General features: G+C 55.2%; 16 protein-coding genes. 11 read left to right on the forward strand and 5 right to left on the reverse strand.

The window, feature by feature from the left end; all coding sequences use genetic code 11:
* Window positions 1–107: 107 nt before the first annotated feature.
* The 6 genes from glaH (at window position 108) to csiR (ending at window position 7,677) form a co-directional block, all read left to right on the forward strand.
* Entirely contained in the window at window positions 108–1,085 is a 978-nt protein-coding gene (glaH, locus tag OGY35_RS09430) for a glutarate dioxygenase GlaH (protein ID WP_152402618.1), read from the forward strand.
* An 18-nt stretch (window positions 1,086–1,103) separates the two neighbouring features.
* Window positions 1,104–2,381: an L-2-hydroxyglutarate dehydrogenase gene (gene lhgD / locus OGY35_RS09435; RefSeq protein ID WP_286632134.1), complete on the forward strand. Its 1,278-nt coding sequence runs from the start codon at window positions 1,104–1,106 to the stop codon at window positions 2,379–2,381.
* 14 nt (window positions 2,382–2,395) lie between these two features.
* Window positions 2,396–3,844 (forward strand): NADP-dependent succinate-semialdehyde dehydrogenase, encoded by a 1,449-nt coding sequence (gene gabD, locus OGY35_RS09440; RefSeq protein WP_286632135.1) that lies wholly within the window; start codon window positions 2,396–2,398, stop codon window positions 3,842–3,844.
* Window positions 3,845–3,869: 25 nt separating this feature from the next.
* Window positions 3,870–5,153 carry a 4-aminobutyrate--2-oxoglutarate transaminase gene (gene gabT / locus OGY35_RS09445; protein ID WP_152402611.1) on the forward strand — a complete coding sequence of 428 codons (1,284 nt, stop codon included), beginning with the start codon at window positions 3,870–3,872 and terminating at the stop codon, window positions 5,151–5,153.
* Window positions 5,154–5,538: 385 nt separating this feature from the next.
* Window positions 5,539–6,939, forward strand: a complete 1,401-nt coding sequence (gene gabP, locus OGY35_RS09450; protein WP_286632136.1) for a GABA permease — start codon at window positions 5,539–5,541, stop codon at window positions 6,937–6,939.
* A 45-nt stretch (window positions 6,940–6,984) separates the two neighbouring features.
* The gene (gene csiR, locus OGY35_RS09455; protein WP_286632137.1) at window positions 6,985–7,677 is read left to right on the forward strand and encodes a DNA-binding transcriptional regulator CsiR; all 693 of its coding nucleotides are present in this window, start codon (window positions 6,985–6,987) and stop codon (window positions 7,675–7,677) included.
* Between the two features lie 6 nt (window positions 7,678–7,683).
* On the opposite strand, the gene lysM is transcribed toward csiR, so the two are convergent.
* Together lysM and OGY35_RS09465 are read right to left on the reverse strand one after the other, a co-directional pair.
* Entirely contained in the window at window positions 7,684–8,133 is a 450-nt protein-coding gene (gene lysM / locus OGY35_RS09460) for a peptidoglycan-binding protein LysM (protein ID WP_152402605.1), read from the reverse strand.
* A gap of 123 nt (window positions 8,134–8,256) precedes the next feature.
* The gene (locus OGY35_RS09465; RefSeq protein ID WP_286632138.1) at window positions 8,257–8,427 is read right to left on the reverse strand and encodes a YqaE/Pmp3 family membrane protein; all 171 of its coding nucleotides are present in this window, start codon (window positions 8,425–8,427) and stop codon (window positions 8,257–8,259) included.
* Between the two features lie 181 nt (window positions 8,428–8,608).
* Between OGY35_RS09465 and OGY35_RS09470 the strand changes: the two genes are divergently transcribed.
* Together OGY35_RS09470 and OGY35_RS09475 are read left to right on the forward strand one after the other, a co-directional pair.
* Entirely contained in the window at window positions 8,609–8,908 is a 300-nt protein-coding gene (locus tag OGY35_RS09470; protein WP_286632139.1) for an ArsR/SmtB family transcription factor, read from the forward strand.
* A gap of 9 nt (window positions 8,909–8,917) precedes the next feature.
* Window positions 8,918–9,445, forward strand: coding sequence for a rhodanese family protein (locus tag OGY35_RS09475; RefSeq protein ID WP_152402601.1), 528 nt, complete (start codon window positions 8,918–8,920; stop codon window positions 9,443–9,445).
* A gap of 54 nt (window positions 9,446–9,499) precedes the next feature.
* On the opposite strand, the gene stpA is transcribed toward OGY35_RS09475, so the two are convergent.
* Window positions 9,500–9,901, reverse strand: coding sequence for a DNA-binding protein StpA (stpA, locus tag OGY35_RS09480; protein ID WP_152402599.1), 402 nt, complete (start codon window positions 9,899–9,901; stop codon window positions 9,500–9,502).
* 490 nt (window positions 9,902–10,391) lie between these two features.
* On the opposite strand from stpA, the gene alaE reads away from it, so the two are divergent.
* Window positions 10,392–10,841, forward strand: a complete 450-nt coding sequence (gene alaE, locus OGY35_RS09485; protein WP_286632140.1) for an L-alanine exporter AlaE — start codon at window positions 10,392–10,394, stop codon at window positions 10,839–10,841.
* Window positions 10,842–10,875: 34 nt separating this feature from the next.
* On the opposite strand, the gene OGY35_RS09490 is transcribed toward alaE, so the two are convergent.
* Window positions 10,876–11,220 (reverse strand): DUF2002 family protein, encoded by a 345-nt coding sequence (locus OGY35_RS09490; RefSeq protein WP_152402594.1) that lies wholly within the window; start codon window positions 11,218–11,220, stop codon window positions 10,876–10,878.
* 161 nt (window positions 11,221–11,381) lie between these two features.
* Between OGY35_RS09490 and OGY35_RS09495 the strand changes: the two genes are divergently transcribed.
* Window positions 11,382–11,708, forward strand: coding sequence for an ElaB/YgaM/YqjD family protein (locus OGY35_RS09495; protein ID WP_152402592.1), 327 nt, complete (start codon window positions 11,382–11,384; stop codon window positions 11,706–11,708).
* Window positions 11,709–11,762: 54 nt separating this feature from the next.
* On the opposite strand, the gene pdxR is transcribed toward OGY35_RS09495, so the two are convergent.
* Entirely contained in the window at window positions 11,763–13,106 is a 1,344-nt protein-coding gene (gene pdxR / locus OGY35_RS09500; protein WP_286632323.1) for a MocR-like pyridoxine biosynthesis transcription factor PdxR, read from the reverse strand.
* An 88-nt stretch (window positions 13,107–13,194) separates the two neighbouring features.
* Between pdxR and OGY35_RS09505 the strand changes: the two genes are divergently transcribed.
* Window positions 13,195–13,626 carry a carboxymuconolactone decarboxylase family protein gene (locus tag OGY35_RS09505; protein WP_152402589.1) on the forward strand — a complete coding sequence of 144 codons (432 nt, stop codon included), beginning with the start codon at window positions 13,195–13,197 and terminating at the stop codon, window positions 13,624–13,626.
* Window positions 13,627–13,816: the final 190 nt, after the last annotated feature.

Genomic DNA, 13,816 nt, shown 5'->3' on the forward strand with positions numbered 1-13,816 from the left:
AAGTTCATTTTGTGCACGTTTATTAAAAATGTAGATATTTTTAATTTATGGCTACGAAATGAGCTTCGCCATGTTTCCCTGACCATCTACTGAGAGGATCGATTCTGATGAATGCACTGACTGCCGTTAAACCGAACGCTGAAGATCCAGGCCAGCACGACAGCAGATTTACGCTGAAACCGTCGGCCCAGTCTCCGCGTCTGCTGGAGCTGACCTTTTCTGCCCGAACGACGGAACACTTTCTCCAGCAGGTCGCGCAGTGGCCGGTGCAGGCGCTGGAATATAAGTCGTTCCTGCGCTTCAAAGTGGGCCAGATCCTCGACAGTCTGTGCGACAACCAGTTGCAACCGCTGCTGCTGAAAACGCTGCTCGATCGTGCAGAAGGCGCGTTGTTGATCAACGCGGAGGGCATCGATGACGTGGCGCAGGCTGACGAGATGGTCAAACTGGCAACCGCGGTGGCGCATCTGGTTGGGCGCTCCAACTTTGACGCCATGAGTGGTCAGTACTATGCGCGCTTCGTGGTGAAAAATGTCGATAACTCAGACAGCTATCTGCGCCAGCCGCACCGCGTCATGGAGTTGCATAACGACGGTACTTACGTCGAAGAAATCACCGATTACGTGCTGATGATGAAGATCGACGAGCAGAACATGACCGGCGGCAACTCGCTGCTGCTGCATCTCGACGACTGGGAGCATCTCGACAAGTACTTCAGCCATCCCCTGGCTCGTCGTCCAATGCGCTTCGCCGCGCCGCCCAGCAAGAACGTCAGCCATGATGTGTTCCACCCGGTGTTTGACGTAGACCAACAGGGCCGCCCGGTCATGCGCTACATCGACCAGTTCGTGCAACCAAAAGATTTTGAGGAAGGCGTCTGGCTGAGCGACCTGTCCGATGCGCTGGAAACCAGCAAAAGCATCCTGTCCGTTCCGGTATCGGTGGGCAAATTCCTGCTGATTAACAACCTGTTCTGGCTGCACGGTCGCGATCGCTTTACCTCGCACCCGGACCTGCGCCGCGAACTGATGCGCCAGCGCGGCTACTTCGCTTATTCCACCCACCACTACCAGACTCACCAGTAAGCGTGAAGGAACAAGCGGATGTATGATTTTGTGATTATTGGCGGCGGCATTATTGGCATGTCGACCGCCATGCAGTTAATTGACGTTTATCCGGACGCCCGGGTAGCGCTGCTGGAAAAAGAGTCCGGCCCGGCCTGTCACCAGACGGGCCACAACAGCGGCGTGATCCACGCCGGGGTCTATTACACCCCCGGCAGTCTGAAGGCGCAGTTTTGTCTCGCCGGCAACCGTGCAACCAAAGCCTTTTGCGATCAAAACGGCATCCGCTACGACACCTGCGGCAAGATGCTGGTCGCCACCTCTGAGCAGGAAATGGGACGGATGCGCGCCCTGTGGGATCGCACCGCGGCCAACGGCCTGGAGCGCGAGTGGCTGAATGCGCAGGAACTGCGCGAGCGCGAACCAAACATTACCGGACTCGGCGGCATTTTTGTGCCGTCCAGCGGGATTGTCAGCTACCGCGACGTGACGGAAGCAATGGCGAAAATCTTCCAGGCCAGAGGCGGCGAGATTATCTACAACGCCGACGTCAGCGCCCTGAAAGAACACGCCACGGGCGTGGTGGTACATACCCGCCAGGGGCAGGAATTTAGTGGCGCAACGCTGATTACCTGCTCCGGGCTGATGGCCGACCGGCTGGTGAAAATGCTCGGCATCGAACCGGGTTTTATCATCTGCCCGTTCCGTGGCGAATACTTCCGTCTGGCCGCGGAACACAACCAGATAGTTAACCATCTGATCTACCCGATCCCCGATCCGGCAATGCCGTTTCTTGGCGTTCATCTTACCCGCATGATCGATGGCAGCGTCACGGTCGGGCCGAACGCCGTACTGGCGTTTAAGCGCGAAGGCTATCGCAAGCAGGACTTTTCGCTCAGCGACACGCTGGAGATCCTCGGTTCTGCCGGCATTCGTCGGGTTCTGCAAAACAACCTGCGCGCAGGCCTTAGCGAAATGAAAAACTCGCTGTGCAAAAGTGGCTATCTGCGGCTGGTGCAAAAGTACTGCCCGAGCCTGACGCTAAGCGATCTGCAACCGTGGCCCGCAGGCGTCCGTGCGCAGGCGGTCTCGCCGGACGGCAAGCTGATCGATGATTTTTTGTTTGTCACCACCCCGAGATCGATCCACACCTGCAATGCCCCCTCCCCGGCGGCGACGTCGGCGATCCCCATCGGCGCACACATCGTCAGCCAGGTACAGACGCTGCTGGCAAGCCAGAGCAATCCCGGACGCACGCTGCGTGCGGCACGTAGCGTGGACACCTTACACGCCGCCTTCACCCGTTCACCTTTTTAAGACAGGAAGCCATCATGCAACTTAACGATCCGACGTTGTTCCGTCAGCAGGCCTTGATCGACGGCCAGTGGCGCGATGCCGATAGCGGCGACGTCATTACGGTAACCAACCCGGCCAACGGCGAGACGCTGGGCAGCGTACCGAAAATGGGCAGCGTGGAGACCCGCAAAGCCATTGAGGCCGCTAACCGCGCGCTACCCGCCTGGCGTGACCTCACCGCCAAAGAACGGGCAAACATTCTGCGCCGCTGGTTCAATCTGATGATGGAACATCAGGACGATCTTGCCCGCCTGATGACCCTTGAACAGGGTAAGCCGCTGGCGGAAGCCAAAGGGGAAATCAGCTATGCCGCCTCTTTTATTGAGTGGTTTGCCGAAGAGGGCAAACGTATTTATGGCGACACCATTCCCGGACACCAGGCCGACAAACGCCTGATCGTCATTAAGCAGCCCATTGGCGTTACTGCCGCCATTACGCCGTGGAACTTTCCTTCGGCGATGATCACCCGCAAAGCGGGTCCGGCACTGGCGGCAGGCTGCACGATGGTGCTTAAACCCGCCAGCCAGACGCCGTTCTCCGCGCTGGCGCTGGCGGAACTGGCAAATCGCGCCGGGATCCCGGCGGGCGTATTCAGCGTCGTCACCGGTTCGGCGGGCGCAGTTGGCAACGAACTGACCGGCAACCCACTGGTGCGCAAACTGTCGTTCACCGGCTCGACGGAGATTGGCCGCCAGTTGATGGAACAGTGCGCCAAAGACATCAAAAAGGTCTCCCTGGAGCTGGGAGGTAACGCGCCGTTTATCGTCTTTGACGATGCTGACCTGGATAAAGCAGTAGAAGGCGCGCTGGCTTCAAAGTTTCGCAACGCCGGGCAGACCTGCGTCTGCGCCAACCGTCTGTATGTACAGGACGGCGTTTACGAGCACTTCGCTGAGAAACTGCAACAGGCGGTGAACAAACTGCGCCTCGGCGACGGTCTGGCTCCTGAGGTGACCACCGGCCCACTGATTGATGAGAAAGCGGTCGCCAAAGTGCAGGAGCACATCGCCGACGCGCTGGAAAAAGGTGCCCGGGTGATTAGCGGTGGGAAGCCACACGCGCTGGGCGGCAATTTCTTCCAGCCAACCATCCTGGTGGACGTACCTGACAACGCGAAGGTCGCCAAAGAAGAGACCTTCGGCCCGCTGGCGCCACTGTTTCGCTTTAGTGATGAAGCCGACGTCATCAGGCAGGCCAACGACACCGAATTTGGTCTGGCGGCCTATTTCTATGCCCGTGATTTAAGCCGCGTCTTTCGCGTTGGCGAGGCGCTGGAGTACGGCATCGTCGGCATTAACACCGGCATTATCTCGAACGAAGTCGCGCCGTTTGGCGGGATCAAAGCCTCCGGTCTTGGCCGCGAAGGTTCCAAATACGGCATCGAAGATTACTTAGAAATCAAATATCTGTGCATCGGCCTTTAATAAAAAACCTACTGGAGAACACCTGATGAGCACCAATAACGAATTAATGCAGCGTCGCAGCAACGCCGTTCCGCGTGGCGTAGGACAGATCCACCCTATCTTTGCCGAGCGTGCGGAAAACTGTCGGGTCTGGGACGTGGAAGGCCGTGAGTTCCTGGATTTTGCCGGCGGTATCGCGGTGCTGAACACCGGACACCTGCATCCGCAGATCGTCTCGGCGGTCGAAGAACAGTTGAAAAAGCTGTCTCATACCTGCTTCCAGGTGCTGGCCTATGAGCCGTATCTACAGCTGTGCGAAATCATGAACCAGAAGGTGCCGGGCGACTTCGCCAAGAAAACCCTGCTGGTCACCACCGGTTCTGAAGCCGTGGAAAACGCGGTGAAGATAGCCCGCGCCGCCACCAAACGATCGGGAACCATCGCCTTTAGCGGCGCGTACCACGGTCGCACCCACTACACCCTGTCGCTGACCGGAAAAGTGAACCCGTACTCAGCCGGCATGGGGCTGATGCCCGGCCACGTCTATCGCGCCCTCTACCCCTGCGCCCTGCACGGCATTAGTGAAGACGACGCTATCGCCAGCATTCACCGCATCTTCAAAAATGATGCCGCGCCGGAAGATATCGCCGCCATTGTGATTGAACCGGTACAGGGCGAAGGCGGCTTTTACGCCGCCTCGCCAGCCTTTATGCAGCGCCTGCGCGCAATTTGCGACGAACACGGGATCATGCTGATTGCCGATGAAGTGCAGAGCGGCGCGGGTCGTACCGGCACGCTGTTCGCGATGGAGCAGATGGGCGTGGCGCCGGACATCACGACTTTCGCCAAGTCTATCGCCGGGGGCTTCCCGCTGGCGGGCGTGACCGGACGCGCGGAGGTGATGGACGCCATCCCGCCGGGTGGGCTGGGCGGCACCTATGCCGGCAACCCGATTGCCTGCGCCGCCGCGCTGGCGGTGCTGAATATTTTCGAGCAGGAAAATCTGCTGCAAAAAGCCAACGAGCTCGGCGAAACCCTGCGCAACGGCCTGCTGGCGATTGCCGAAACGCATCGTGAAATCGGCGATGTCCGTGGGCTGGGGGCGATGATCGCTATTGAGCTGTTTGAAGACGGCGACCACAACAAGCCGGACGCGAAACTGACGGCAGAGATCGTCGCTCGCGCCCGCGACAAAGGGCTGATCCTGCTCTCCTGCGGGCCGTACTACAACGTGCTGCGCATCCTTGTTCCGCTCACCATTGAAGATGCGCAAATCCGTCAGGGTCTGGAGATCATCGCCCAGTGCTTTGACGAGGCTAAGCAACGTTAACCCTTGCAGCCAATTGCCGGATGGCGCTTCGCTTATCCGGCCTACTCTGTAGGCATGGTTTGTAGGCCGGATAAGGCGCAGCCGCCATCCGGCTTACAGAGTCGGCGTGGTTTGTGGGCCGGATAAGGCGCAGCCGCCATCCGGCTTACAGAGTCGGCATGGTTTGTAGGCCGGATAAGGCGCAACCACCATCCGGCCTACAGAGTCGGCGTGGTTTGTAGGCCGGATAAGGCGCAGCCGCCATCCGGCTTACAGAGTCGGCGTGGTTTGTGGGCCGGATAAGGCGCAGTCACCATCCGGCTTACAGAGTCGGCATGGTTTGTAGGCCGGATAAGGCGCAGCCGCCATCCGGCAAACGGCTCAATAACAATAAAGAGGTCATAAGATGGGGCAACTGTCGCAATCACATGATTTAGGGGGCGGGCTGAAATCACGCCACGTCACCATGCTGTCTATTGCCGGGGTTATCGGCGCAAGTCTGTTTGTGGGTTCCAGCGTGGCGATAGCCCAGGCCGGACCCGCGGTCCTGCTGGCCTATCTGTTCGCCGGGCTACTGGTGGTGATGATCATGCGGATGCTGGCCGAAATGGCCGTCGCCACGCCGGACACCGGTTCCTTTTCCACCTACGCCGATAAAGCGATCGGGCGATGGGCGGGCTACACCATCGGCTGGTTGTACTGGTGGTTCTGGGTGTTGGTGATCCCGCTTGAAGCGAATATCGCCGCAATCATCCTCAACTCCTGGTTTCCCGGCGTCCCGATCTGGCTGTTCTCGCTGGTTATCACGCTGGCGTTAACCGGCAGTAATTTGCTGAGCGTCAAAAACTACGGTGAGTTTGAGTTCTGGCTGGCGCTGTGCAAAGTGATTGCCATCCTCGCCTTTATCGCCCTCGGTGCAGCGGCGATCGGCGGCGTTTACCCTTACGCTGAAGTCAGCGGTATCTCGCGCTTGTGGGATCACGGCGGCTTTATGCCAAACGGTTTTGGTGCCGTGCTGAGCGCGATGCTTATCACCATGTTTTCATTTATGGGGGCTGAGATTGTCACCATTGCCGCCGCCGAATCCGACACGCCGGATAAGCATATCGTCCGCGCCACCAACTCGGTGATCTGGCGTATTTCAATCTTCTATCTGTGCTCGATCTTTGTTGTCGTCGCCCTGATCCCGTGGAACATGCCGGGACTAAAAGAGGTCGGCTCCTATCAATCGGTGCTGGAACTGCTGCATATTCCGCATGCCAAACTGATCATGGACTGTGTGATCCTGCTGTCGGTAACCAGCTGCCTGAACTCCGCGCTGTATACCGCGTCGCGGATGCTCTACTCTCTGAGCCGCCGTGGTGACGCGCCGGCTATTATGGGCAAAATCAATCGCAGCAAAACGCCTTACGTGGCGGTGTTGCTCTCGACCGGCGCGGCATTTTTAACCGTGGTCGTGAACTATTACGCCCCGGCAAAAGTGTTTAAGTTCCTGATCGACAGCTCCGGCGCCATCGCCCTGCTGGTGTATCTGGTGATCGCCATTTCCCAGTTGCGGATGCGCAAAATCCTGCTGGCGGAAGGCGGCGAGCTCAAACTGAAAATGTGGCTCTATCCGTGGCTGACCTGGCTGGTCATTGGCTTTATCAGTTTTGTGCTGATTGTGATGCTCTTTCGCCCGGCGCAACAGCTGGAAGTCATTTCCACAGGGCTGCTGGGATTGGGAATTATTTGTACCGTGCCGATTATGTCGCGCTGGAAAAAACTGGTATTGTGGCAAAAGGCACCGCTGCAAAATACCCGTTAAATGATTTCCCGGCGCAGGCCGGGAACAGGATTCAGGAGTAAGACCATGACCGCCATTTTCCATCCGACGGCCATAGATGGATACCGCTGGCTCAAGAACGATATTATCCGCGGTGTTTATCAGCCTGATGAAAAACTGCGCATGAGCTTATTAACCTCACGCTATTCTCTTGGTGTTGGACCGCTCAGAGAGGCGCTTTCTCATCTGGTGGCGGAACGGCTGGTCACGGTCGTGAATCAGAAAGGGTATCGGGTGGCGTCTATGTCAGAGCAGGAACTGCTCGATATTTTCGACGCCCGCGCCAACATGGAAGCGATGCTGGTGAGTCTGGCGATTGAACGCGGCGGTGACGAATGGGAAGCCGAGATCCTCGCCCGCGCCCATATGCTCAGCAAGCTTGAGGCCAGCGACGCCAGTGAACACCTGCTGGATGAGTGGGATTTACGCCATCAGGCATACCACACCGCTATCGTTGCCGGATGCGGTTCGCAGTATCTGCTGCAAATGCGCGAACGACTGTTCGATCTCGCGGCACGCTATCGGTTTATCTGGCTGCGAAAAACGGTCTTGTCGGTTGAAATGCTGGAGGATAAACACGTTCAGCATCAGACGCTAACAGAGGCAATTCTGGCGCGCGATGCGGCACGCGCCAGTGAACTTATGCGTCAACATTTGCTGACGCCGATTCCTATTATCCAGCAGGCCATGACCGGTAAACCGCTGGCAGAGAAATCCTGACGACGCTTATTCTTCCGGAATACGCAGAACCTGCCCGGGATAAATTTTATCCGGACTTTTAAGCATCGGCTTATTCGCCTCAAAGATTTTATTATACAGGTTGGCATTACCGTAAACCTGTTTCGAAATAGCGCTCAGCGTATCGCCGGATTTCACCGTATAAAACTGACTCTCGGCGGCAGGCACGTCGGTTTTAACCTGATCCTCCACGCTGGCAATTCCGGAAATATTCCCGACCGCAATCAGGATCTTTTCTTTTGCTTCCTGGCTTAATCCGTCGCCTGTCACCGTTGCCTTGCCATCAGCAATTTGTACATTGACCTTGTCGGCATCCGGAATACCGGTTTTATTCAGGTGGTCCTGCACCTTTTTTGCTAAATCGTCTTTATCGTGATTGCCGGTTACGGCATCCCACAGTTTTTCCCCGGCGTCTTTTACAAAGTTGAAAAGCCCCATATCCACCTCGATCATTGACAATAAACACTCACGAAGTGTAGCAGAAAGTTTCGCTTAAAATTCTGACTGCGCGGCGACAGGCGTGGCCCGATAACGTCGCGCTATCGGGCTGTCGGATGATGGTTAAGAAAGCGTTGAAGGACGGGTTTGCACCCAGAACGCGTGAATCAGACCCGGGATATACCCCAGCAGGGTCAAAATGATATTAAGGATGAACGCCCAACCGAACCCTTTACCCAACAGGACGCCCAGCGGGGGCAGAACGATCGTAAAAAGAATTCTCCAGAAACCCATACACACTCCAAAAAGAAAAATTACTTATTGTTTAAAAAGAGATTTTATCTCTAAGCGTAGTGAGCTTAGCGGAGATCGCCAGTCTCCTCTCGCGCTTTTACCCTCTTTTACGCTCTTTACGCTGGCATGCGTTTCGTTTTTATTTTAGAATTTACTTAATTTAGCAAAACCTAAAATACATATGAGCGAACTTGAACAACTCCAGGCCAGCGCTGAACAGGCGGCGGCCCTGCTGAAAGCAATGAGCAATCCTAAGCGACTGCTGATCCTGTGTATGCTTTGCGGCTCACCGGGTACCAGCGCGGGCGATCTGGCTCGCGCCACCGGACTAAGCCCGTCGGCCACCTCACAGCATCTGGCGAAAATGCGCGAAGAAGGTCTGATTGACAGCCAGCGCGATGCCCAGCGCATCCTCTACTTCATTAAAAATGCAGCGGTGAACTCACTCATTGCCACATTGAAAAACGTCTATTGTCCATAAGGAGTGAACATGACCATTGGGACGATTTCCCCGCGCGACGCAAAGGCCCGTATCGAGCAAGGCGCCAGACTGATTGATATTCGCGATGCCGACGAATACCTGCGTGAGCATATTCCGCAGGCTCACCTCGCGCCGCTGTCTGCTCTGGAACAAGGCGGCTTTCCTGCCAGGCTGCGGGGTGAGCTCGTTATCTTCCATTGTCAGTCCGGGAAACGGACGCAAAACAACGCGGCTAAATTACAGGTGCTTGTCGCGCCAGCAGAAGCTTTGCTGCTGGAAGGGGGCATTGACGGCTGGAAAGCGGCGGGCTTGCCCACTGCGGAAGATAAATCACAGCCGCTTCCACTGATGCGTCAGGTACAAATTGCGGCAGGCGGACTGGCGTTACTGGGCGTAGTACTGGGGTACAGCGTTAGCAGTGGTTTCTTTCTGCTCAGTGGGTTCGTGGGTGCGGGACTCCTGTTTGCCGGACTGACAGGCTTTTGTGGAATGGCGCGACTGCTCGACAAAATGCCGTGGAACCGTCGTCCTCAATAAAGCGGGAAACACCGTGGGAAATAAGCGGTGAGGGCAACCTCACCGCCCGGATAATTAGATCAGAAAATCGTCCAGAGATTTACCAGCCGCCAGTGCCTGAGCAATCGCTTTAGGTGTACGTCCCTGACCGGTCCAGGTTTTGCTTTCCCCATTAAGATCGGTATAACGATATTTTGCCGGACGCGGTTGGCGTTTTTTACCCGTCCGCGTGGTCGCGACTTCACCACCGAATAACTCTTCCGGACTAATTCCGTCAGCCTTCATCATCTCCAGCAAGGTATTAATTTTCTCCTGCTGTTCAGCGCGCTGACGCTGTAACCGTTCTTCTTCTTCACGTCTTTCTTTAGTGACGACCCTGAATTTCTCCAGCATTTCTTCAAGAACGTCAATGGAGAATTCGCGAGCCATGGCGCGTAGTGAACGGATATTATTTAAGTTCTGTAACATCAAATTCATAGTAATTAAAACCCTTTAACGCTAAAAACAAAGTATTACACCGGGTAGTGTATTCTATTATTAGAGAGTTTTCCAGACCCTGTGATATAACCAGGAGAATACCGGCATCCTGCGGCAAGAATATAGTTTACTTAATCCTGAATAATATCCAGACTCATTTTTTCATTCCCCTCTAAATAACCTTCATGTCGGTTCGTTGAGCATTGAGTGGAGGTTCTTACCACACCGGGAAGTTCTCCAACCAGCGAGTAAACATAACACATTGATTTTTAATCACTTAAATTACATCAGCAACAAAAACTCTATGCAGCACAAAAATCAGGCGGTTACAGAGTATTTTATCGACAAAAAGCGTAAAAATAAAAACATTTCACTAGTTGATAGTTACAATGCAGCAATATACTCTATCATCAAGCAAAAACACCACGCTAAATCACTAAGTTAAACTCATTTAACGGCGACTTTATCCCTTTTTACAAGGAGCATTAGCATGTTCTCACCACAGTCACGCTTGCGTCATGCTGTAGCAGACACGTTCGCGATGGTTGTTTATTGTTCTGTCGTGAACATGTTGATCGAGATATTCCTCTCCGGAATGAGCTTTGAGCAATCACTTTCTTCCAGACTAGTCGCCATTCCGGTCAACATTCTGATCGCCTGGCCCTACGGAATGTATCGCGATCTCTTTATGAAAGCGTCGCGTAAAGTGGGTTCTGCGGGATGGGTGAAAAACCTGGCGGACGTGCTGGCTTATGTCACCTTCCAGTCCCCGGTTTATGTCGCAATTCTGCTAACGGTAGGCGCTGACTGGCATCAAATTACCGCCGCAGTCAGTTCTAATATTGTGATATCAATGCTGATGGGGGCGGTATATGGCTATTTCCTGGATTACTGCCGCCGCCTGTTCAGAGTGAGCCGCTACCAGCAGGTCAAAGCCTGAAATCACTCCGCGACTGGCGATGCCAGTCGCTTAATTAATTCGCTTCGCCAAACAGTCCATTCAAATAGCGCTCAAGCGCGATACGCGAACTAAAGCCGTGGGGAATACCATAGTGTTCGTGCGTTTCCCCGGCTAAATAAAGCGGAAAATGCTGATAATGGTCGCAGGTTTTAATATCAGTTGCCGGTTCTGCCAGCGATGAACTGCGCTCTTTTAATGTCGGATGGATCACCAGCGCGGTGCGTCCCATACGCGCTTCACGATTAACATAGACGTAATTCTCTCCACGTCGATAACCGTACGTTTTCTGTGTCACCACATCGACGGTAAACCCCACTTTTTCAAGTACGCGCGCCACCTCGTCAGGTCGTAAATACATATTTTTTCCTCGTTATCTTTTACTGCGGGCTTACCTTACCTGATTCAGCATTAGCAACGCTTTCAGAAAAGTCCATAAACGCGCAATAACGCCGTGAACTGCCTCAGAAGTTAAAAATATCGACTAAACTGAAAGTCACATCGAAATCACTGGAGGATCATATGTTTAACAGACCGAACCGAAACGATGTAGATGATGGCGTGCAGGATATTCACAATGACGTCAATCAATTGGCCGATAGTCTGGAAGCCGTCCTGAAGTCATGGGGCAGCGATGCGAAGGATGAAGCGGATGCCGCACGGCGTAAAGCGCAGGCGCTGCTGAAAGAGACGCGGGCAAAAATGCATGGCCGCACGCGCGTGCAGCAAGCCGCCCGGGATGCCGTAGGCTGCGCCGATACGTTTGTACGCGACAAGCCCTGGTGTAGCATCGGTACGGCAGCGGCGGTGGGGATCTTCGTCGGCGCGCTGCTGAGCCTTCGTCGCTAATTGTGAAGCGCGTGCCGGATGGCGCTCATGCTTATCCGGCACACCGATGCTCGTCTAAAGATCGGCCTGAATTGCCCGCCGTAACCGCGTTGCTACCTGACTCGCCATTTCTGCAGAAGCGATGTTTGTGAACGACAGCAGTATCCCTCCCTGCCCGGCGGATTTCACCCGCCAGCGGCTTAAGGCCTGAACCGCCAGACCCGCCTCGTTGGCTTTGCGCACCGGCGCAGTATCATCACCGTCAACCGCAATCACCAGTTGTATCCCGCCCTGTTGGGGCACAACCTGAAACCCCTGTTCGCCGAGCGCCTGTTCAATCCATTGTCTTCGCTGCGCATAGTGCTGACGCATTTTTTTCAGGTGCCGCCAGAAATGACCATCGCGGATAAAATCCGCCAGCGTTTGCTGCCAGAGTAGCGGCACGCTACAGGCCATCCGTATCGCCTGCTGACGAAGGCATCCCACCTGGTTTATCGGCACCACCAGCCACGCACAGCGCAATGCGGGGAACAACGACTTGCTGAACGTACCGGCGTAAATCACCCGCTGTGGCGCATCAAGACTTTTCAGCGGCGGCAGCGGTTTGCCGTGGTAACGAAACTCACTGTCGTAATCATCCTCAACGATCCACGCCTGAGACTGTGATGCCCACTCAAGGAGTTGATGACGCCGGGATAGCGACAGCGCGACGCCAAGCGGACTTTGATGAGCCGGAGTGAGCAGCGCAAAACGCGCATCCGGATAGTCGCGGATCCCAACCTCCACATTCAGCCCGTCGTCATCGACCGGAACCGTCAGCAGCGCGACGTTTTCCTGCTCAATGACCGGACGGATCAGCGGGAAGCCGGGATCTTCAATCCACATGCCATCGCCCGGTGTCGCCAGCGAACGCAGGATGAGGGTCATTGAAGCCGCATAGCCGGAAGTGATGAAAATCTGCTCAGGCAGACATTCAATACTGCGCGACACGCGCAGATAGTCCACGATCGCCTGGCGCAACGCGGCTTCACCGCACACGTCACCGAGCGCCAGATCAAAACGCGTCTGTGTGCGCAGTCGTCGCCCCATCACCCGCGCCCAGACGTCTCGCGGAAAGAGATCCAGCGCGGGAAGCCCCATCTGAAAAGGTTGAGGGACCGTGCTTTCCCCGGCAAATACCACCGGTTCACTAAGCGCCTGTTCTGGCTGCAGCTGTGCGCTGACAAACGTTCCCGCCTGCCCTCTCCGCTCGAGCCAGCCCTGCGCCACCAGCTCCGTATAGGCGTTTTCCACCGTCGAACGCGAAATGCCCAGCTCCTGCGACCAGGTACGGCTGGATGGCAGTCTGGCACCGGGCTTGAGTTCCCCACGTTCAATGGCGATTTTTAACTGGCGGGCAATTTGCTTATAGCGCGGCATATGGTCTGCTTTTTTCATAAAAATATGGCTCTCTTATGCAGTCCATTATAGTGCTACATTGCCGGCTATCAACACGAGGAGATGCACAATGACGACGTTACGCCAGCCCTACTATGAACTCAGCCCTGAAGTCTATAACGCCCTGGTACAGGCGAAAACGGCACTGGAAAACAGCGCGCTGGATACCACGCTAATGGAGTTGATTTACCTGCGTATTTCGCAGATCAACGGCTGCGCGTTTTGTCTGGAGATGCACAGCAAGGCGCTGCGTAAATCGGGCGTCGCGCAAAGTAAACTGGACGCGCTGGCCGGTTGGCGGGTCAGCCATCATTTCAGCGAGCAGGAGCACGCGGCGCTGGCGTGGGCGGAATCGGTGACCGACATCGCCAGAACCCATGCCGAAGATGACGTTTATCTGCCGCTGCTCGCGCATTTTAGCGCTCGCGAAATTAGCGACCTGACCTTTGCTGTCGGCCTGATGAACTGCTTTAACCGCCTGGCCGTTGGAATGCGGATGTAATCTGACGATTTATTACCATAAATTCCCGCTCCCCGCCGGGCTCATCGGTGGGGAGTAATCAATCTATAATTCCCATATCTTGTATGGTTGAAACTTTTTTCAACTACATCTAGTATTCTCTCTATCAGTACACACCCAACCCGACGCGACTTATCGCGCCGTTCTCTCATTTTAAATGGAAATACGAATC

Source organism: Citrobacter sp. Ct235 (assembly GCF_030332305.1).
GTDB lineage: Bacteria > Pseudomonadota > Gammaproteobacteria > Enterobacterales > Enterobacteriaceae > Citrobacter_A > Citrobacter_A telavivensis.